This is a genomic window from Abyssisolibacter fermentans (assembly GCF_001559865.1).
GTDB lineage: Bacteria > Bacillota > Clostridia > Tissierellales > MCWD3 > Abyssisolibacter > Abyssisolibacter fermentans.
This window is the reverse complement of the sequence record NZ_LOHE01000066.1, coordinates 26,035-47,658: the sequence shown is the minus strand read 5'-3', so window position 1 is coordinate 47,658 and position 21,624 is coordinate 26,035. Positions and strand designations below refer to the sequence as shown.

General features: G+C 29.2%; 20 protein-coding genes. 1 reads left to right on the top strand and 19 read right to left on the bottom strand.

All coding sequences use genetic code 11. The features are described from left to right. Window positions 1-2 precede the first annotated feature (2 nt). The 19 genes from murA to AYC61_RS11280 form a co-directional block, all read right to left on the bottom strand. The gene (gene murA / locus AYC61_RS11365) at window positions 3-1,253 is read right to left on the bottom strand and encodes a UDP-N-acetylglucosamine 1-carboxyvinyltransferase (RefSeq protein ID WP_066502066.1); all 1,251 of its coding nucleotides are present in this window, start codon (window positions 1,251-1,253) and stop codon (window positions 3-5) included. An 83-nt stretch (window positions 1,254-1,336) separates the two neighbouring features. Further along, window positions 1,337-2,440, bottom strand: coding sequence for an undecaprenyldiphospho-muramoylpentapeptide beta-N-acetylglucosaminyltransferase (murG, locus tag AYC61_RS11360; protein ID WP_066502060.1), 1,104 nt, complete (start codon window positions 2,438-2,440; stop codon window positions 1,337-1,339). Window positions 2,441-2,444: 4 nt separating this feature from the next. Next, window positions 2,445-3,548, bottom strand: a complete 1,104-nt coding sequence (gene ftsW, locus AYC61_RS11355) for a putative lipid II flippase FtsW (RefSeq protein WP_066502059.1) — start codon at window positions 3,546-3,548, stop codon at window positions 2,445-2,447. Then, a complete protein-coding gene (gene murD, locus AYC61_RS11350; RefSeq protein ID WP_275935239.1) occupies window positions 3,529-4,902 on the bottom strand; it encodes a UDP-N-acetylmuramoyl-L-alanine--D-glutamate ligase in 1,374 nt (457 codons plus the stop codon). The genes ftsW and murD overlap by 20 nt, the downstream gene beginning before the upstream one ends. A 25-nt stretch (window positions 4,903-4,927) precedes the next feature. Beyond that, on the bottom strand, window positions 4,928-5,902 hold the full coding sequence (gene mraY / locus AYC61_RS11345) for a phospho-N-acetylmuramoyl-pentapeptide-transferase (RefSeq protein WP_066502055.1): 975 nt from the start codon (window positions 5,900-5,902) through the stop codon (window positions 4,928-4,930). A 376-nt stretch (window positions 5,903-6,278) separates the two neighbouring features. After that, on the bottom strand, window positions 6,279-8,297 hold the full coding sequence (locus AYC61_RS11340; protein ID WP_066502092.1) for a stage V sporulation protein D: 2,019 nt from the start codon (window positions 8,295-8,297) through the stop codon (window positions 6,279-6,281). 230 nt (window positions 8,298-8,527) lie between these two features. After that, window positions 8,528-8,989 carry an FtsB/FtsL family cell division protein gene (locus tag AYC61_RS11335; RefSeq protein WP_066502052.1) on the bottom strand — a complete coding sequence of 154 codons (462 nt, stop codon included), beginning with the start codon at window positions 8,987-8,989 and terminating at the stop codon, window positions 8,528-8,530. A gap of 29 nt (window positions 8,990-9,018) precedes the next feature. Further along, entirely contained in the window at window positions 9,019-9,951 is a 933-nt protein-coding gene (rsmH, locus tag AYC61_RS11330) for a 16S rRNA (cytosine(1402)-N(4))-methyltransferase RsmH (protein ID WP_066502049.1), read from the bottom strand. Between the two features lie 60 nt (window positions 9,952-10,011). Then, complete coding sequence (gene mraZ, locus AYC61_RS11325) at window positions 10,012-10,443, bottom strand: division/cell wall cluster transcriptional repressor MraZ (RefSeq protein ID WP_066502039.1); 432 nt, start codon at window positions 10,441-10,443, stop codon at window positions 10,012-10,014. Between the two features lie 462 nt (window positions 10,444-10,905). Further along, the gene (locus AYC61_RS20705) at window positions 10,906-11,079 is read right to left on the bottom strand and encodes a Spo0E family sporulation regulatory protein-aspartic acid phosphatase (protein WP_082759925.1); all 174 of its coding nucleotides are present in this window, start codon (window positions 11,077-11,079) and stop codon (window positions 10,906-10,908) included. A 270-nt stretch (window positions 11,080-11,349) separates the two neighbouring features. Then, window positions 11,350-12,090 carry a prolipoprotein diacylglyceryl transferase gene (gene lgt, locus AYC61_RS11320; protein WP_066502031.1) on the bottom strand — a complete coding sequence of 247 codons (741 nt, stop codon included), beginning with the start codon at window positions 12,088-12,090 and terminating at the stop codon, window positions 11,350-11,352. Between the two features lie 189 nt (window positions 12,091-12,279). After that, on the bottom strand, window positions 12,280-13,569 hold the full coding sequence (gene yfmH / locus AYC61_RS11315) for an EF-P 5-aminopentanol modification-associated protein YfmH (protein ID WP_202906831.1): 1,290 nt from the start codon (window positions 13,567-13,569) through the stop codon (window positions 12,280-12,282). Window positions 13,570-13,571: 2 nt separating this feature from the next. Further along, the gene (gene yfmF, locus AYC61_RS11310; protein WP_066502029.1) at window positions 13,572-14,855 is read right to left on the bottom strand and encodes an EF-P 5-aminopentanol modification-associated protein YfmF; all 1,284 of its coding nucleotides are present in this window, start codon (window positions 14,853-14,855) and stop codon (window positions 13,572-13,574) included. A 134-nt stretch (window positions 14,856-14,989) separates the two neighbouring features. After that, window positions 14,990-15,580, bottom strand: a complete 591-nt coding sequence (locus AYC61_RS11305; protein WP_066502028.1) for a YhcN/YlaJ family sporulation lipoprotein — start codon at window positions 15,578-15,580, stop codon at window positions 14,990-14,992. A 221-nt stretch (window positions 15,581-15,801) separates the two neighbouring features. Then, a complete protein-coding gene (gene phoU, locus AYC61_RS11300; RefSeq protein WP_066502024.1) occupies window positions 15,802-16,449 on the bottom strand; it encodes a phosphate signaling complex protein PhoU in 648 nt (215 codons plus the stop codon). Between the two features lie 15 nt (window positions 16,450-16,464). Beyond that, window positions 16,465-17,217, bottom strand: a complete 753-nt coding sequence (pstB, locus tag AYC61_RS11295; RefSeq protein ID WP_066502086.1) for a phosphate ABC transporter ATP-binding protein PstB — start codon at window positions 17,215-17,217, stop codon at window positions 16,465-16,467. Between the two features lie 3 nt (window positions 17,218-17,220). Then, window positions 17,221-17,991, bottom strand: coding sequence for a phosphate ABC transporter permease PstA (gene pstA, locus AYC61_RS11290; RefSeq protein ID WP_066502083.1), 771 nt, complete (start codon window positions 17,989-17,991; stop codon window positions 17,221-17,223). Window positions 17,992-18,022: 31 nt separating this feature from the next. Then, window positions 18,023-18,943 carry a phosphate ABC transporter permease subunit PstC gene (gene pstC / locus AYC61_RS11285; RefSeq protein ID WP_082759924.1) on the bottom strand — a complete coding sequence of 307 codons (921 nt, stop codon included), beginning with the start codon at window positions 18,941-18,943 and terminating at the stop codon, window positions 18,023-18,025. A gap of 353 nt (window positions 18,944-19,296) precedes the next feature. After that, window positions 19,297-20,142, bottom strand: coding sequence for a phosphate ABC transporter substrate-binding protein PstS family protein (locus AYC61_RS11280; RefSeq protein WP_066502021.1), 846 nt, complete (start codon window positions 20,140-20,142; stop codon window positions 19,297-19,299). A gap of 356 nt (window positions 20,143-20,498) precedes the next feature. Here AYC61_RS11280 and ychF point away from each other — a divergent pair, with 356 nt between their 5' ends. Beyond that, the gene (ychF, locus tag AYC61_RS11275) at window positions 20,499-21,590 is read left to right on the top strand and encodes a redox-regulated ATPase YchF (protein ID WP_066502019.1); all 1,092 of its coding nucleotides are present in this window, start codon (window positions 20,499-20,501) and stop codon (window positions 21,588-21,590) included. The last annotated feature ends 34 nt before the right edge of the window (window positions 21,591-21,624 follow it).

The following is a 21,624-nucleotide window of genomic DNA, read 5'->3' as shown; positions in this document are numbered from 1 at the left end:
ATTTATACTTTTTTTATAATAGCACCTAAATTTCTAAGATTTTCATCAAGCTTCTCATAGCCTCTTTCGGTATGAAAAATATTATCTATTTCTGTAGTACCCTCAGCTGCTAAACCTGCAAGTACCAAGCTTGCTCCTCCCCTTAGATCCTTAGCTGTAACTTTAGCACCTGTTAGCTTTTTTACTCCCTTTATAACAGCAACTCTATCTATTGTTGTTATATTGGCACCCATTCTAGTTAGTTCTGGTACATGCTTAAATCTGTTCTCAAAAACTGTTTCAGATATAAGGCTTGTGCCATTTGAAATGGTCAATAAAGCCATCATTTGTGCTTGCATATCAGTTGGATATCCAGGGTATGGAGAGGTTTTTATTGATTCTATTGCTTGAATTTCTTTTGGACCAACAATTTTTAGTGCTGTACAGTTACTATATATTTTGCAGCCTGCTTCTCTTAATTTTGATATTATAGACTGTATATGCTCAGTTTCTATATTTTTTAGCACTATTTCCCCATTTGTTATAGCTGCCGCAGTCATATAAGTGCCCGCAACTATTCTATCAGGAATTATAGTATACTCAACACTCTTCAATTCATTGACTCCTTCTATTTTTATTACACTTGTTCCAGCACCATAAATTTTACCGCCAGCCTTATTAAGATAATTTTGTAAATCTACTATTTCTGGTTCTTTTGCTGCATTTCTAATTACTGTAATCCCTTCTGCTTTTACACCAGCTAACATAATATTCTCTGTTGCACCAACACTAGGATAATCAAGCAATATATCATTACCTTTTAATTTACTTGCTTTACATTCGATAAATCCATAAGATTCTTTAATTTCAACTCCTAGCTGTTTTAATGCTTTCAGATGCAAGTCTATAGGTCTAGGTCCAATTTCACAACCACCAGGATAAGATATCTTCACCTGTCCACACCTGCTTAACATTGCACCCATTAAAATTATTGATGACCTCATTTCTCTGACTAAATCCTCAGGAATGTTAATAGTGTCTACAGTTTTTGAATTTATAGTTACAATATCACCAACTCTACTTATTTTGCATCCAATCATGGTTAGTATTTTCATCATTATTTTAAAATCATTAATAAATGGAACATTCATAATAGTGCTAAAACCATTATTAATAATAGTAGCAGCTAGGATTGGAAGAACAGAATTTTTTGCTCCACTAATTGAAATTTCACCTACTAATCTTCTTCCACCTTCTACTATATATCGAGTCATTATCACACCTCCAGAATATGCAAAGCTATGTAAACAATATATAATTATTGTATGCATATTGAATAAAGGTGTTACTATTTGCTTTATAAATGCTTTAGTATTAAATTGTATATCTCATCAATTGAATCTTTTTTTCCCAGTTTTTTTGAAGCCTCTGACATTTCTTTTAATCTAACCTCATCCTTCAACAAAGCATCTATCTTTTTATACAAAACTTCTCCTGTAAGTTCTTTTTCTAATAATACAACACTAGCTTTTTTTTGCTCCAAAGCTCTTGCATTATACTCTTGGTGATTCTCTGTAGTATAACCTTTAGGTATAAGTAATGTTGGGGCACCTACTGCTGTAACTTCGGCAATAGTTATTGCTCCAGAACTAGTTATTACTAAATCAGCTAAAGACGTTGCTTCTGGCATATCAAATAAATACGGCATAATTCTAATTGATTTATTTATATTATTTATTCCTTCGTCTTTCAATAGTTTAATAAAATTATCATAATGCCTTTTTCCAGTTACATGAATTAACTGAATATCTGAATGTTTATTAAATCGTTTTATAACATAAACCATTGCTTGATTTAAACTTTTTTGTCCCCCACTGCCACCAATACTCAAAACAAATTTTTTATTAGGGTTTATATTAAGTTTTTTATATGCTTTTTCCTTATCTATATCGAAAAAACTTTCTCTAACTGGATTTCCTGTAACAACTATTTTCTCTTTGTTTTTGAAAAATTTACTGCTTTCCTCAAAACTACAAGCAATGCTTTTAACAAATCTAGATAAAATTCTATTTGTTACACCAGGAAAAGCATTCTGTTCATGTATTACTGTTGGTATTTTTTTTAAAGCAGCTGTCATCACTATTGGTCCGCAAACATATCCACCTGTACCAATAACTATATCTGGTTTAAAATTATTTACGATTTTTCTAGCATCGTTCATACCAACAAACAACTTATTAATAGTTTTGATAGTACCTAATGATAACTTCCTTCTAAAACCTTCAACTCTTATAGTCTTAAATTTGAACCCTTCTCGTGGTATTATATCAGCTTCCATACCATGCTCTGTACCTACATATAATAAATCTATATCATTTATCTCTTTTTTCATCTTTTTAGCAATGGCTAAAGCAGGATATATGTGTCCACCTGTCCCTCCACCTGTAATTAATACTCGCATTTTTTCAACTCCTATTTATATTATCATATCTGGATATGTTAAGTAAAATGCCTGCTGCAGACATAAATACTAATATAGATGTTCCTCCTTCACTAACAAGTGGAAGAGGTATTCCTGTTGGAGGCATAGAAGATGTTACAACTGCAATATGAACTAATGATTGTACTGTAAATAATCCTACAATACCAGCAGATAATAAACATCCAAACATATCCTTACTACTAAGCGATATTCTAATTCCTCTCCATATAATTATTAATATTAATATAATAATTAAAACACATCCTATAAAACCTAATTCTTCGCCTATAATAGAAAATATAAAATCATTATATGGTTCAGGAATATAGAAGAACTTCTGTCTACTTTGCCCAAGTCCTAATCCAAATAAACCTCCAGAACCCAAAGCATACAATGACTGTACTGCTTGCCATCCAATGCCTGATTTATATGCAAAAGGATTCAAAAATGAAGTAACTCTATCTACTCTAAAACCTTCAGCAAGAATAGCACCAGCAATACCCGCAATTCCAAAAATCCCCAATGTAAATAATTGAGAAAGTTTCATTCCTGCTAAAAATAGTATAATAACCAATGCCATACCTAAGACAACACTAGTACTTAAGTCTTTCTGTATAATTATTGATCCACAGGCAATCCCAATAATAAGTAGTGCAGGTATTACACCACCAGTAAAATCTTTAATTATATCCTTCTTTTTAGATAGAAACGCACAAAGAAAAATAATTGATCCTAGCTTCATGGCTTCAGATGGCATAAAAGTAGTAAAACCTAAAGTAATCCATCTTCTTCCTCCTTTTAGTACTAAACCCATAGGTGTAAATAGCAATCCGGTTAAAACTAAACAACTTAAAAAAATCACTTTAGATAATTTGTTTAATAGTTTATAATTTAAATTCATAAAAAATATCATTGCTACTAATCCTACAGTACTATGTAGTAATTGTTTTTTTAAAAAATGATAAGGATCATTAAATTTTCCATAAGCATCTGGATAACTTGAACTAAAAACCATAACAATACCAATGAATACTAAAAATATAACAGCTATCATTAGTGTAAAATCACTAGCCTTCCTTTTGGCCATCCTCAAGCCTCCTTAAATCTTCAACACATTTTTTGAAATGTGTGCCTCTTATTTCGAAATTGTCATACATATCCCAACTAGCACATGCTGGAGACAACAAAACATTAGAACCTTCTCTACTTAATGTATAAGCAGTATTAACTGCTTCACACATATCCCTTACTTTATATATATTATCAAAACCTAAATTTATTGCAGTATTTTGTATTTGTTTTGCAGTTTCACCTAATAATATTAGTGCTTCTACTTTTCCATCAAACGCTTTAATAAAAGCTTCAAAATCAGAACCCTTATCATAACCCCCTGCAATAAGAATTATAGGCTTATTTAAAGCTTCCAAAGCGCTAATAGATGAATCAGGATTTGTTCCTTTTGAATCATTATAATATTTTGCTCCATTTATACATGCAACTTCTTCGAATCTATGTTCAATCCCTTTAAATTCCCTTAAAGTCTCTGCAATAATCTCAAAGTCTACACCTATTGCCCAAGCTACACAAATTGCAGCTAATGAATTTTCAAGATTATGCTTACCAATCATTCGAATGTCTTTATATTTCATAACTCTTTGATAGTTTCCATTCATATTAATTACAATATATTCTCCATCAATATATACACCTTCATCAAGTTTTTCTGTAGAACTAAAAAATATAATATTAGATTTTATTTCTTCTTTAGCTTTATTAAGAATAGCATCATTATAATTTAAAACTGTATAGTCATCTGAATCTTGATTTTTATATATCTTCTTTTTTGCCTTTACATAATTGTCAAAACTTTTATGCCAATTAATATGATCAGGAGTAATATTAGTCAATACACTTACTTTTGGCTTAAAGCTTTTAGTATTTTCAAGTTGAAAACTACTTGCTTCTATGACAAAAATATCATCATCATTTGAGTTAACAATTTCCCACAATATGCCCACTCCAATATTTCCTGTTACATGCACATTCATATTATTATTCTTTAATATTTTTCCAAGCAAAGCCGTAGTCGTTGTTTTTCCATTTGTACCACTTATTGCTATAAATTTATTATTGCAAAGTCTATAAGCAAGCTCTATATCGGTAACTACTTCTATGCCTTTTTCATAAGCTTTTTTTAATACCTCTACATCTAATGGAACTCCTGGACTTTTTACAATCAAATCTATATCCTCTAGCTCTATATCCATTCCACCTAGTTTGTAACATATTTCATAATCTTTTAATTCATCTATATATTTTGTTAACTGATCTTTAGTTTTATTGTCACATACTACTACTTTTGCTTTTAAACTACTTAATGCTTTAGCACTTGAAACACCTGTTATCCCCAAACCTAAAACAAGTACTGTTTTATTTTTCAACACCATAATCACCTCTACTTAGCTATTAAATTAAATATCCTAACCCATAGACACCAATAATACACAAAATTGCTGTCACAGACCAAAAAACAACTACAACTTTAATCTCTGACCAACCCTTTAATTCATAATGATGATGTAAGGGACTCATCCTAAATACTCTTTTACCTGTTGTTTTAAAAGAAATAACTTGTATAATTACAGATAATGCTTCTGCAAAATATATACCTCCAACTATTGGTAAAATAAGCGATAAATTAAGTATAACTGCTATTCCTGCAACAGCTCCACCTAAAGAAAGACTTCCTAAATCACCCATAAATACTTTTGCTGGATACCCGTTATATCTTAAAAATCCTAAACATGCACCCGTCAATGCTGAAGCAAAAATTGCTAAACTATAATAACCTAATTTTAAAGATATTAAGCTAAAGAACGACATAACAATTAATGTGACTCCAGAGGCCAAACCATCTAAGCCATCTGTAAGATTAACACTATTAACAGTTCCTACTACAACAAATACAATAAATGGTACATATAACGGTCCTAAATCGATCAGATAATTGTCTGTAAAAGGTATAAATATTTTTGTACCTATTATAGAATTATGTGATTGATAAATAGCTAACGCTACAGCAATAAGTATTTGCCCTAAAAGTTTTTGATAAGCTTTTAAGCCTAAATTTCTTTTTAAAACTACCTTTATAAAATCATCAATAAAACCCAAAAAACCATTTGCTAATGTAAATATTAATACTACCATTAAATCTTTGTTATGTATTCCGGAAGATAATGTCGTAGCAATCAAAGCTATAAGGATCATTATTCCACCCATAGTAGGTGTCCCACTTTTTGCAAGATGCCTCTTTGGTCCTTCCTCTCTGATACTCTGTCCAACCTTTAATCGTCTTAAAAGTGGTATAATCAAAGGTCCTAATATTAGCATTATAGCAAAAGATATAATTACTGTTCTTATTATATCTTTGTATTCTATCATAGTTTAATCTCCTCTCATGTTAAATATGTCTAATAATACTTTTCTGATTTTTTATTAAATATGTCAATTCTATATTATCATATATATTATATATATAAATCCCAATTTTTTAAATAATTATAATAAAGAAAATATTAATTCAGGGTAAATAATTCTATAAAAAATCGCAACATCTAAAGTTTGTTTTGAACATAAAATATTCTAAATGCAAGATGTAACATTTCTTTATCTATTTTTATAATATATACCTTTGCATGTAATTATTGACATTATCATTGATTTTTAAAAGGCAACTTTATCAATACAATCACAAAGCTGCCGACATATTAAATTCTATATACAAACAAATTCATTATAACATAAATACATATAAAATTTAATCATTATGTTTTTTATTAACATATAATTCAATCATATATCCCTTCTTAACTGTAGTACCTGGTAATGGATATTGATCCAAAACCAAATCATCTTTTTGTACATCATAAGCATCAGTACTATAATCAAGACCTTTTGTTCCTAGTGTTTTACCAGCTTCTGTGATAGACTTGTTCCTAACATCCGGAACAACAACGTTATTTTTATTAACTTCTTCTCTTTCTTTTTCATTATACTCAGGTTTAATATCAAGATATTTTAAAGTATCCTCTACAATAGCACCCGCTACAGGTGCAGCTATTTGACCTCCATAATAAATACCATTTGTTGGTTCGTCAATAATTACCAAGACACATATTTGAGGATCATATGAAGGAGCAATAGCCATAAATGATGCTATATATTTACCAGAAGCGTATCTTCCATCTATTACTTTTTGCGCTGTTCCAGTTTTACCTCCTACATGATACCCTTTAACATATGCTTTCTTACCAGTACCATTAGAAACAACACTTTCTAATATTTCTAGCATTGTTTCAGAGGTTTCTTTAGATAAAACTTTTCTAACAACTTCTGTTTTATTTTCTTTTATAACATTCCCTTCATCATCAACCATTTGCTTTACTATCCTTGGCTTCATAAGATTACCGCCATTAGCTACAGCACTAACAGCTGTTACAAGCTGTATAGGAGTAACAGCAATACCCTGACCAAAAGAAATAGTAGCCAAATTAACTTCTTTAATATTTTTGGCACTAGATGGTGCTATACCATATTGCTCACCTGTCAGCTCTATTCCTGTTTTTTTGCCAAAACCAAATGCTTTTAAATAATCATACATTTTCTCAGCACCAACTCTAAGGCCAACCTCTACAAAAACTTCATTGCACGAATTTTGAGCACCTTCGACAAAATTTTGACTACCATGCGGGTTGTAATATCTCCAACATTTTATTGGTTTATAGCTTTTAACCTGTCTGACATAACCATCACAATAGAATTTACTATCCTTATTTACAACGTTCTCTTCTAACCCAGCAGCAGCTGTAATTATTTTAAAAGTAGAACCCGGTTCATAGTTATCATTTATAGGAAAATTTCTCCAAGAATCGAAGATTTGTTGACTTTTTTCACTCCACGGTTTTTCATTCCAAATCTTCTGCTCTTCATCAGATAAAATTTCCCACGGTCTATCCGGATTGTATAATAAAGTATTTTTATCATTTGGATTATAATCAGGTTTAGTAGCCATAGCTAATATATCACCTGTTTTAGGTTGCATAACAATAATTGATGCATGTTTTGCTTTGTTTTTTACCAAAGCTTCATATGCAGCTTTTTCAGCGAAATGTTGAATAGTTTCGTCAACCGTTAATACTAAATTTTTGCCATTTTGGGCTTCAAATAATCTTTCATTTCCATATGGTAATTCTTTTTGTCTAGCATCAACAGTTTTAATCCATCTACCAGCAATTCCTTCTAGTTGTTCGTTATATGTTCTTTCAATACCATATTGACCCTTATTATCTCTATCTGTATGACCTATTATATGACAAGCAATTTCTCCATATGGATAAAATCTCTTATTATCATCAACTATTTCAATTCCCTTCAATAATTCTTTTCTTAGTGCATTAGATATTTCTTTATCTACCCATCTTTTTATTTCAACCAAACTTTGTTTTTTAGTTATTAAGCTATAAACCTTATTTTCATCCATTTCTAATATTTCTGATAATTTTTTAGCAGTTTTCTTTGGATTTTCTACATCAGCAGGTCTACACCAAATAGTGTCAACACTCATATTTGTAGCCATAATTTTACCATTTCTATCGTAAATAATTCCTCTTTTAGGTCTTACAGGTATATCTCTAGTCCACTGTTCCAAGGCTTCTTTTCGAAGCTTATCTCCTTTAATTATCTGTATTTGCCCTAATCGAGCTATTAGTAATAAAAATAACAGCATGATTCCAATTAACATTATAAGAATTCGTTTTTTTGTAGTAACATTAGGCATATTCAAATTGTATACCCCCTTTTAATTTCGATTAATACTTCGCTCCAAATTATTCATAAAGTAAATCATATAATAATACGAATAATATGGTACAAAATATAATTCTAAACAGCAAATTTCAATGAAATATCATCATTGAAATTTTAGAATTAATTTATATTTTGTCATTATAGCTAATATATAACAGCTACTAGTACTTTTATTGCTCCAATAAGAGGATTATCACCTTGTTATTTTACCAACCCTATTAATTTGTTTAAAGTAGATTTGAAAAAAGTTGTTTTCCCAACTTGTAATTCATTCTTTACCCCATTGTTAATATTATCTAAACTAACATATATTATTTGATCCCGAGTTGGATAACTCATACCTAATTGACTTATAGCCGCTTCTTCTATCCAATCTGATTGCTTTATTTTATCAATTTTAATTTCTAATAAACTCTTCTCTTCAAATAACTCTTCTTTGCTTTTATTTAAGCTTAACAATTCGTACTTTAATTGAGACACATATGCATTTAGCAATAAAATTCCTAAACATACACCTAAAACTACAACTGATAATGCAACAAGTTTAACTTTACTTTTAGTAGCTATTGTAGTATTTTTTTCTTTATGTTTTGTTTTTTTTCTAAATCTAGGTTCTTCAATATTTATGTCATATTCTTGTATTTGTTTTTTTGCTACTAACAATTTATTCAACCCCCGTATCTTTTAGAACTTTAAACTTTTTCGCCAACTCTTAATTTTGCACTTCTTGATCTAACGTTATAGTTGATTTCTTCTTTGCTAGGTGTTAGTGGTTTTTTTGTTATAATTTTAAGTTCTCTTTTTTTATCACACCTACATATTGGAAGTTCTTTAGGACATATACAATCCTTATATAAATATTTAAAAGTTTCTTTTACTATTCTGTCTTCCAAAGAATGAAAAGTAATTATACACAATCTACCACCCTCATTTAAACAACTACACATATCAATGATAGCTTGTTTTAATATTTCTAGTTCTTTGTTAACTTCTATTCTTATAGCTTGAAAAGTTTTTCTACCAGGATGTGGACCTTCCATTCTAACTTTTTTTGGAATGGCTTTTTTTATAACTTCAACTAATTCTAATGTAGTATTAATCTCTTTATTTACTCTTTCATTTACTATGAATTCAGCTATTCTATTTGCCCATCGTTCCTCTCCATATTCTTTAATGATTCTAGTTAAATCTGCTTTAGAATATTCATTTACAACATTCCAAGCTGACAAAGGACTATTTTCATTCATTCTCATATCTAATTTAGCATCTTGGTGGAATGAAAAACCTCTATCTCCATCATCTAATTGAAATGAAGATACTCCCAAATCAAGTAAAATACCATCCACTTTTAATATACCTAAATTATTTAATATGCTTTTAATATTTCTAAAATTATCATGAACAAATTCCACTTTACCCTCATAATCTTTAAGTCTTTCTTTTGCTCTTTTTAATGCATATTTATCTTGATCTATTCCTATAAGTTTCCCGTTATCAAGCTTTGATACTATCTCTTTAGAATGTCCAGCTCCACCTAAAGTACCATCAACGTATATTCCATCACTCTTTATATTCAAATTTTCAATACATTCATCTAACAAAACAGATACATGCTTTAATTCCATGTTATTCACCTCATCTGACTTCTATTATAATATTATCTACATATATTATTATCCCAGTTTCTATATTCCTAATTCAGCCATTTTTTCTGCTATACTTTCATAACTTAAATCATCATCATTATTATATGCATACCAAAGTTGTTTATCCCATACTTCAACTCTATTAGAAACTCCAATAACAACGGATTCTTTTTCAAGCTTTGCATGCTGCCGTAAGTTTGATGGTACCAAAATCCTACCCTGCTTATCTAGTTCACATTCACAAGCTCCTGAGAAAAAAAATCTTACGAACGCTCTTGCATCTTTTCTAGTGAGTGGTAGTGTTTTTAATTTTTGAACTAATATATCCCATTCACACTGAGGATAAATGAAAAGACAATTATCTAGACCCTTAGTTATAATAAAGCTCTCACCAAGATCATCTCTAAATTTTGAAGGTATTATAAGTCTGCCTTTTTTATCTATAGTATGTAGGTATTCACCAATAAACATCATTACACCCCATCTTGAGGGATTACCCTCCACTCCACACCACTTTTCTCCACTTATTATGTATTTCTATATAAAATTTAAAATTCCTGCAATAGAAATAAATTATTACACAAAAAAAAGACAGTTTTTACCCGTCTTTTTTTGACCAATCAATTATTTATTATTTTAACCCAGATTATTCATAGAAAATTATGAACAGTGAACTAAAATCTATGAGTTTATGTGTGTCGATTACTCCTATGAAAGAGCGCAATTGGAGATTCATTAAAATATATACCTTTTGATTATAAGATATGCATTATAAATGGTGGGCGTACCAACTCGGTATACCTTAGAGGGTTATCCAAATGTACCTCAGACTACATCTGAATAAGCAATTCACACTAAATTAAATTTTAGGTTCTCTACTCATAATTTAGAATTATACAACACACTATTCAAAGTTATATAAATAATCAGAATTTAATTATATTTTTTATAATAATATTCTTTATAATACTGAGTAATTAGCTTGTCCAAGCTCGTACTAATATAATACGTTTTTGAATACTGATCCTGTTGAACAATTGATTTATTTAATTTATCCTTCAATTGTATTATCTTTTGATTTAGCATTTCGAACTCATTATAACTCATATTACCACCTCTCTTACACACAACATGATTACATTTTATTCAAATATTACCAAAGTGTCAACGGGTTTAAATTGTCGAATATCAGAATTAATTATAAAGTATAAGGTATTAATTTATAAAAAAAGAATACACATTACTTATTAATGTGTATTTCACTATTACTGTTTAATTCAAAATTTGTAGATGAAATTTTTAAAAATAGTTAATAAATAAAACTGTTTACATTGTACTCTCTAAAAAATCACTATTCTTTTGAAAATATAGTTATTATTAAACATTTTTAACATTCTTTTTTTTCTTAATAACTAAAATTATTATCGAAACTAATATAATACACAGACTAATTAATTGAGCAACTCTAATATTTCCAAGCATCAAACTATCTATTCGTAATCCTTCTATAAAAAATCTAGCAAATGAATATAATATCAAGTACAATAAAAACACTTCACCCTTAGTGTCAGATTTATTCTTTCTATACCAAATTAAAAATATAAAGACCGCAAAATTCCAAATAGATTCATATAAAAACGTTGGATGAACTTTCTGTCCATTTACAAGTATTCCCCAAGGTAAATCCGTAGGAGTTCCATAAGCTTCTTTATTTATGTAATTCCCCCATCTTCCAATAGCTTGACCTAATATTATACTAGGAGCAGTAATGTCAGTTATTTGCCAAAAGCTTATCTTTTTTATTTTGCAAAATATAACAGCAGTTACTACAGCTCCAATTATAGCACCATGTATAGCTAATCCTCCACCTCTGGTATTTACTATTTTCATTAAATTCCCTCTGTATTCATCCCATTGAAAGATAACATAGTATAATCTTGCCCCTATTACAGCAATAGGAATTGCAAAGATAAGTAAATCTATGAGGGTTTCTTCATTGAAACCTATTCTTCTACATTCCTTAATAGCTAAAATTGTTCCTAAAACTAATCCTGATGATATCAAAATACCATACCATCTTACAGCTATTCCAAACACCTCAAAAGCTACTGGATCCATTAATAAAACCTCCAAACTAGTAATTTAAAAAATGACTATTCTTGTATATATCATAAAAAAACAGTCTTAAGGGACTGTCTCAACATTTTCGAGTAGTCCCTCCTTAGTTATTTTTGTCCTCAAAAATTTACCATTTTGAGCACCCTATAAACAACATTATAGGTTATCGAATACATCTAAGTCAACTACTTATAAAGGATTAATAACTGATAATGTATAATTCTTAGTATTTAAATGCTCATTTAATCTTGAAATAATATCATCATAATCAATATTTTCAAGTATATCTATATAATCAAATAATATAAAATTATTAAAAAAGTAAGATATAAAATTATTTGCTATATATTCAACAGAATTGAAATCCATTATATGGTATCCTATGAATTTCATTTTCGTTCTTTCAAAATCTGCTTTATCTATTGCTTCACTACTTGTTTCATTTATATATTTGATTATTCTATCTGCTAATTCTTTAGGATTTTTAGATTCACCAGATATTAATGAATGACCATAATCCTTTTGTCCAACATATTGAAAACTAAATGGTCCATTTATAAGTTCTAAATCAAATATATCTTGATAAAATTTAGAACTTTTAGAAAATAAAATATCTAACAATATTGTTGTACATATTTCTTTCTTAACTAATTTTTCACCTTCATAACCTATATCAGTATCTTTAAACCCAAGCGTAAATAATGGTTTAGCCACACTTAGTTTTTGCTCAATATAATCTACCTTAACATCTTTAGGCTCATTTGGATAATCCTTTTTAGTTCCTTCATCTAAAATTTTGATATCCTTATTCATACTATCTTCAATTTGTTTTATTGCTTTATCAAAATCTATATCTCCTACTAAAAAAATAACCATATTTCTTGGGTGATAAAAAGTATTATAACATTTATATAAAACTTCTTTATCAATTTTATTTATACTTTTTACGGTACCAGCAATATCTGTTTTAACTGGATGGTTGTAATATAATCCATTTAAACAATTAAAAAATACTCTCCAATTAGCATTATCTTCGTACATTTTGATTTCTTGCTCAATAATTCCTTTTTCTTTGTTTACATTTTCATCTGTAAAATATGGATTTTGAACAAACTTTACCAATAAATCAAGATTTTCAAAAAACTTATCTGTACAAGAAAATAAATATGCAGTTTGGTTAAAATTTGTATATGCATTCAGATATGATCCAAGTTTAGAAAACTTGTTAAAAATGTTGCCTTCTTCTTCTTCAAATAATTTGTGTTCCAAAAAGTGAGCTACTCCTGGAGGTGCATTTATAAACTCATTTTCATTCATAGGAACAAATCTATTATCATTAGAGCCATAATTAGTCGCAAAAATACCATATTTAATTGTATAATGTGGTTTTGGAACATAAAATACGTTTAATCCGTTTTTAAATTGATATGAATATAATTCTTCATTTAGTCTAGCATTCTCTATTTTTTTCAAACTCAATTTCAAGCCTCCTCTTTAGCATTAGATTTTATAGCGTATATTGTATCTAGTTGAATGTTTTTAAATGACTGTGTTATTTGTTCTTTTGTTATAGAATTGATATCAGCTATAATATCATTTATTGTACGATTACTTTTAGTTAACGCCTGACTAAAGAAAAATTCTGATATTGAATAAGGATCATCATACATAGATCTTATTGAGGTTATCATGGAATTTTTAGCAATATTGATATCATGGTCATTAAAATTACCATTTTGTATATGTTCAACTTCTTTATTACTAATATCGATAACACTATCTATTTTATCAGATTCAACACCTGCATTGATAATCATAAGTGATTTGAATTTATATCCTCTCGAATATACATAATACGCTAAACTTTCCTTCTCTCTTACATTTAAAAACAACTTAGATTCTGGTCCACTTCCAAGAATGTTATTACCTAGTAAAAATGCATCATATAGTTTATCTTCATATGGGAGATTTATCCTATATCCCATAGAAAGTTTTGCCTGAACAATATCCATATTGTCTATTACTTTTGTTACTTCTTTAATATCTTTTTTTATTGTTTCCCTTGATATACTAACAGGGTTTTCTACATTAAATTTAAATTCTTCACGTATTTCTTTTTCTATTTCTTTTTTATTGATATCTCCAACAACAAAAATTTCAATTAAGCTAGTTTTAAGTACATTTTGATAATGAAGATAAAGAGATTTACTTGTAATGTCTTTTAAGTCTTCTATGTATCCTAATTTGTAAATACTATAAGGCTCATCTTTACACATTTTCTCTATACATTTTTCAATAGCATAAATTTTTTTATCATTAATCAGATTTTGAATTTTATTAGAAAGTCTTATTTTTTCTTGTTTTACATATTTACTTACAAAACCGTCTTCTTCCATCAACGGATTGTTAATAACTTCATTTAACATTTTGAGCATGTCACTTAACATTTCTTTATTATCTACATATTTAGAGTCAGGACCTTCTATAGAAAATCTCATAATCTGCTTCTCTCCTGCTTTAGAAACCCCTATGCTTATATTACTACCATACATTCCTTCAAGTTTTTTCTCTATTTCTAATAATGTATTATAATTCTTGGTACCTCTTTTTAAAATTATAGGGAATAAAGCATTTTGTGTAACTTCATTCTTATCAAGAGGTCTTATAAAATATATATTAATAAGATTAGATTTAAATTTATTAGTCTTTATAATATTTAAATAAACGCCCTCACTTATTCTTATTCTTTCTCTTTTCAAAGCCAAATTAAAACCTCCATTTCATTTGTCATAAATATAGTATAAATCAAATAAAAATTTTGTCAAAATTTAAGGAATTTATTGTTAATTTGTTTTATAAGAAATCCGGTTATATTTTTTAACCGGATTTCTTTTTATAATTATCTCATTTTATTTCTAATTGTATTCATTATGCTATCCATATCTGTTTTCAAATCAGACATTACATTACCATCTCTAACTTTTTGAGATACATCTCCTATTTTGCCATACAAATCCGTATCAGAAGTTACCATAACTTGAGAAATATTTGGATTTGCATTTTTTACAGCTTCTTCAATTTTAGCCCTTACATCATCTGGTACTGTTCCATTTGCTTGACCTTTACAATTTACACCAACTACGCATTCATTATCATCTGTTACAACACAAACTGCATTATTAACTTCAGGTACATTTACAACATTATTAGCAATTGTTTCTTCAAGTCTGCTACCTTGAATAGTATCTTTGTTGGTGTAATTACCTCCAATGTTAGTACCAGTCTTATTACCAACATTATTGTTAATATTTCCTACATCATCATTAGTGTTATTACCCTCATTGTTACCATTATTGTTACCGTTATTTTCTGTAGGATTATTATTGTTTTCTGTATTATCATCAGTCTCATTCTGACAACCAATAGCAAATGTTGCTAAAAGCATAAACATTAAAGTAAATAAAGCTACTCTTTTAAAAGATATTTTCAAAACTTTCACCTCCTAAATAATATTGTTTCAAATATATTTCTTTTTATTTATTTTTCCTCTAAATTAAATATAATATTATTAAAAATCAAAGTAATATTTATATGAATTTAATAATCCTTTTCGTTTTTGTATTATTTTCCAGGGAAATATTTATTTCGTTTTGTATATTTTGTCTTTTTTAAAAAACAAAAAAAAGCAGTCCTCGCTGCTTTTGATAAATATTAATATTTCACTCTTTCACCATTTATCATATATATAATTCTTTCACAAATATTTGTTATATGATCACCTATTCTTTCTAAATATCTACCAATAAATAATAGCTCAGTAGTTTGTTTTATTATTCTTTTATCATTGCTTAACATATCTAACAACTCAACATATATATAATTATATAATCTATCCATTTCATCGTCCATTAATGCAGTTTCAACAGCTTGTTCTTTACTTTCTTTTATATAGCTATCCAAACAACCTCTTATCATTTTTATTGCTATATTTCCCATTTTAGGTATATCAACTAAAGGCTTTATAAATTCATCACTACCTATTTCCTTAATAATTTTAGCGATATTTACTCCATAATCACCAATTCGTTCTAAATCTGTTATGATTTTTAATGCTGTGCTTATGCATCTTAAATCCTTTGCTCTTGGTTGTTGTAATGCAATTAGATTTAAGCATTTATTTTCAATGTTCATTTCCATAACATCCACTTGATCATCTAACGATATGACTTCATCTGCAAGTTTTATATCCTTGTTTATCAATGCTGTCAAAGATTTAGAAATAATATCCTCCACCATATTGCCCATATCCATTATTAGAGTTCTTAATTCTTCTATCTGATTATCAAACTTTTCTCTCATAATATTCACCTCCCTTTAACCAAATCTACCAGATATATAGTCTTCAGTTCTCTTATCAACAGGATTAGAAAATATTTGATGAGTCGATCCATACTCCATCAAATTACCCATAAGGAAAAATGCAGTATTGTCCGAAATTCTTCCAGCTTGCTGCATAGAATGAGTAACTATTATTATTGTATAATCATTCTTTAATTCGCCTACTAAATCTTCTATTTTTGCAGTAGCTATCGGATCCAACGCTGATGTAGGTTCATCCATTAGCAAAACTTCCGGCTCAACTGCTAAAGCTCTTGCTATGCATAACCTTTGCTGCTGGCCACCTGAAAGACTTAATGCATTTTTTTTCAACCTGTCTTTTACCTCATTAAACAAAGCTGCTGCTTCTAAACTTTTATAAACAATTTCATCAAGTTTTTTCTTTTTCTTTATTCCATGAGCTCTCGGTCCATAAGCAATATTGTCATATATACTCATTGGAAAAGGATTCGGTTTTTGAAAGACCATACCTACCTTTTTCCTAAGCTGTATAACATCTATTTTTTTGTATATATCTACATTATCTAGTGTTACCTTGCCTTTTATTTTTACTCCTTCAACTAAATCATTCATTCTATTAAGTGTCTTTAGAAATGTTGATTTACCACAACCAGATGGACCAATTAAAGCAGTAATCTTTTTTTCTGGTATATTTATATTAATATTATTAAGTGCTTGAAATTCACCATAAAATAAATCTAAGTCTTTTACTATTATCTTATCAGACATCATCTACACCTCCATTTTAGATTTATTTAATCTTTTTGCTATCTTATTTGTTACCAAGTTTATAAATAAAACAATTATTATCAATATAGTAGCTGTTGCGTAAGCCTTTTCAAATGATATTCCCTCTTTAGCTAATAAATATAAATGCACTGACAATGTTCTTCCAGAATCCATTATACTTGATGGTATTCTTGCTACTGTTCCTGCTGTTAAATATACTGCTGCTGTCTCACCAATAATCCTTCCTATACTTAAAATAACAGCTGTCAAAATACCTGGCATTGCACTAGGAAGTATAACCAACATAACTGTTCTGAGTTTACTAGCCCCTAAACCTAAGCTTCCTTCTCTGTATGAATCAGGAACAGATTTTAATGCTTCTTCAGTTGTTCTAATTATTGTAGGTAAAACCATTATGCTTAAAGTAACAGTACCTGCCAAAATAGACCAACCAAAACCTAAAATAACTACAAACAGAATCATTCCAAAAAGTCCAAATATGATAGAAGGTATTGATGCTAAACATTCCGTAGCAAACCTTATTAATCTAACAAATTTGCCTTTCTTTGCATACTCAACCAAATAAATAGCTGACAAAATTCCTATAGGCGCTGAAACAATAATAGTAAGAAATATTATATATAATGTTATTAAAATCTGAGATAACAGCTCCTTTATATTTATTTCTGTAATTCCATTTATTACAACATATCCAATAATCCAAATTAAAATACCAACAGTTACAGCAGCACTTAACCATATTAATGCTTTCATTATCTTTTCATTTAATTGTCTTTTATCCAAGTTAAACACCCGCCTTATTTGTTACCTTATTCAATACTAAATTTAAAATCATAATAAATACTAACAAAACAACACCTGTAGCAAACAACATCTCTTGATGCAATCCATAAGCATATCCCATTTCTATTGCTATGTTTGCTGTCATTGTTCTAACTCTATCCGTAAGAGCATGGGGTATCATAGGTGTATTTCCTGACACAAGAATAACAGCCATTGTTTCTCCTACTGCTCTACCTATACCAAGTACTATTGAAGTAAAAATTCCAGATTTAGCAGCTGGTATTAGAACTTTAAAAATAGTCTGTATATGTGAACTTCCTAAGGCAAGAGAGCCTTCTTTATACTCCTTTGGAAGTGAGCGCAAAGCATTTTCAGATATATTAATTATTGTTGGTAATATCATTATGCCTAAAATAATAATAGTTGCTAACAAACTATTACCTGCTCCTCCTATGTGTTTATGAATTAAAGGTACTATAACAAGAAGACCAAAAAAACCATATATAACAGATGGTATACCAGCTAATAGCTCAACAGCAGGTTTTACTATTTTAGCAATAGACTTAGGAGCTATTTCAGCCAAGAATACTGCAGTTAAAACTCCAATAGGTACACTTATAATTGTAGCTCCTAAAGTAGCATAAACAGACGCTATAAGCATTGGCTTAATACCGTATATATCAGCTTCAGGAATCCACTCTGAACCAGTCAAAAAGTCTCTGACACCCACTTTTAGAATTGCAGGTCCTCCCTTAAGAAATATAAAAAACAATATTGTAAAAACACTTACAATTGAAATACAAGCGCTAATAAAAAAAATCTTTTCAACTATTTTTTCTGTAAATCTCTTAATATTTAACTCAACCTTTTTATTATTATCATAAATAAATGTAGGTTCTAATTTAACTTCTGCTGTTTTCATTTATACCTCCTAGAAAAATTTATTGTATGGCATGAGGGGGAACATGCCATACATATTTATTAATCCCAGATTATTCATAGAAAATTAAATACTATATTGCATTCTTCTGATTATAACAAGGTGCAAGATGTCCCTCACCTCTATAGGTAGCGGTATCGATTATATTTAACAGGCGGTGCGCAATCTTGTACCTTGTTGAAACGGTGTGTTGCAATTACTACGTAATTGCCTTCGTTGTTATAAGAAATCCATTAAATTCTCGACATACCAACTCGGTATGCCTTCGAAATCACTGAAATCTTCTAATTCAGAACTATACAGCATATTATCGGGAGTTATATGAATAATCAGGGTTATTTAATTGGTATCAATTTTTCACCAACTATTTTTTGACCCTCATCACTTAAAACAAAATCTAAATATTCTTTCCCGCCTTCACTAATATCTCCTTTTGTAACAAATAGGAATGGTCTTGATATCTTATATTTATTATCTAAAATGTTTTGAACACTTGCTTCTACTCCATTTATTTTAAGGTCTTTAATGGAATCATTTAAATATGAAAGTGATAAATACCCTATAGCATTTTCTTTCTTAGAAATGTTAGCCATTACCGCACCATTACTATCAGCTATAAGAGCATCTTTTGTAACTATACTAATTTTTTTGCCATCACTATTTTTTTCATAAAGCTTTAATATATCTTCAAATGCACCTCTAGTACCAGAGCCTGATTCTCTACTTACAACTAAGATTTCTTCATCTTTGCCGCCAATTTCTTCCCAATTTTTTATTTCACCACTAAAAATTTTCTTAGCAGTTTCTAAATCTATATCAGTAATACTGTTATTAGGATGAATTGCAATAACTATACCATCATAAGCAATAACATGTTCTGTAAGATTCCATTCTTTTTCACCTGGCTTTAAACTTCTTGAAGCCATACCGATATCAGCTGTGCCATCATTTGCAGCTTTTACACCAGGAGTAGACCCTACACCTTGTACATCTACTTTTATATTTTCATTCTTTTTTGCAAATTCTTCAGCCAGTTTAGTAGCTATTGGTGTAACAGATGTCGATCCTACAACATTAACCGTCGAAGTCTTAGCATCACTATCAGAAGATTTGTCTTGATTACATCCTATTAAGGTAGTTAATGTAATTACTAAAATTAATGCTATTACTATTTTTTTCAAATATAACATCTCCTTTAATCGTAATTTGATTACAGCTAAATTATAACAACCATTTATGTTAATTTTGTTGTGTGAATGTTAACTGTATGTTAAGTATAAGTTAATAGATAAGATAAAGGATTAACTTCATTACAACATACATGAAAAATTTCATCATTGACTACTTGATATACTTTAGAGATTAAGAAAAAAGAAGGTTGATTAATACGAAACTTCTACTTAGTTCCTTTCTTGAAGTAAGCATGTGCACCAAATATATTAGCTTAAAATAACTTGTCATAGTTGATATAATTGGCAGTATAATGTATAATTTAGTCTAGTGTTGGTTATTGATTATAATTGAAAGGAAGATATAAATGAAATTAGGAATAGTAGGACTGCCAAATGTCGGCAAAAGTACTTTATTTAACGCAATAACATCAGCTGGTGCGGAATCTGCAAACTATCCATTTTGTACAATAGAACCAAATGTAGGAGTTGTTTCTGTACCTGATGAAAGATTAGATGTATTAGAAAAAATGTACTCATCTCACAAAAAAGTACCTACAGCTATAGAATTTTTTGATATAGCAGGTTTAGTTAGAGGAGCTAGTAAAGGTGAAGGTTTAGGAAATAAATTCTTATCCCACATTAGAGAAGTTGAAGCTATAGTTCATGTTGTGCGTTGTTTTGAAGATGAAAACATAACACACGTTGAAGGCAATATAGATCCGATTCGTGATATTGAAATAATTGATTTAGAATTGATACTAGCTGATCTTGACATGGTTACAAAGAGAATATCAAGAGTTGAAAAACAAGCAAAATCAGATAAAGTATTATTAAAAGAATTAGAGTATTTAAAAAAAGCTTTAGAAGCTTTAGAAAATAGTAAACCAGTAAGAAGTGTAGAATTTACAGAGGAAGAAATAAAATACAACAAAATATATAACTTCTTGACAAATAAACCTGTACTTTATGCAGCAAATATATCAGAAGAAGATATAGTCAATGAAAAAGAGAATAATCACTTAACTTCATTATTAGAATATGCAAAAAAAGAAGGTTCAGAAGTTATCACAATTTGTGGTAAAGTAGAAGCAGAAATATCAGAACTTGACCAAGAAGAAAAAGAAATGTTCTTAGAAGAGCTTGGCTTAAAAGAATCAGGTTTAGATAAATTGATAAAATCAAGCTATAAGCTTTTAGGCTTAATCTCTTTCTTGACAGCGGGAGAAAAAGAAGTAAGAGCATGGACAATCAAAGAAGGCTGGAAAGCACCACAAGCAGCAGGAAGAATACACACAGACTTTGAAAAAGGCTTTATAAAAGCAGCAATTATCACATATGAAGACTTGGTAGAATGTGGTTCTCTTGCAGTAGCAAAAGATAAAGGATTACTTAGACTTGAGGGTAAGGATTACGTAATGAAAGATGGAGATGTTGTTGAGTTTAGGTTCAATGTGTAAATGTAATCAGCCATTCTACTTTGATGGCTATAAA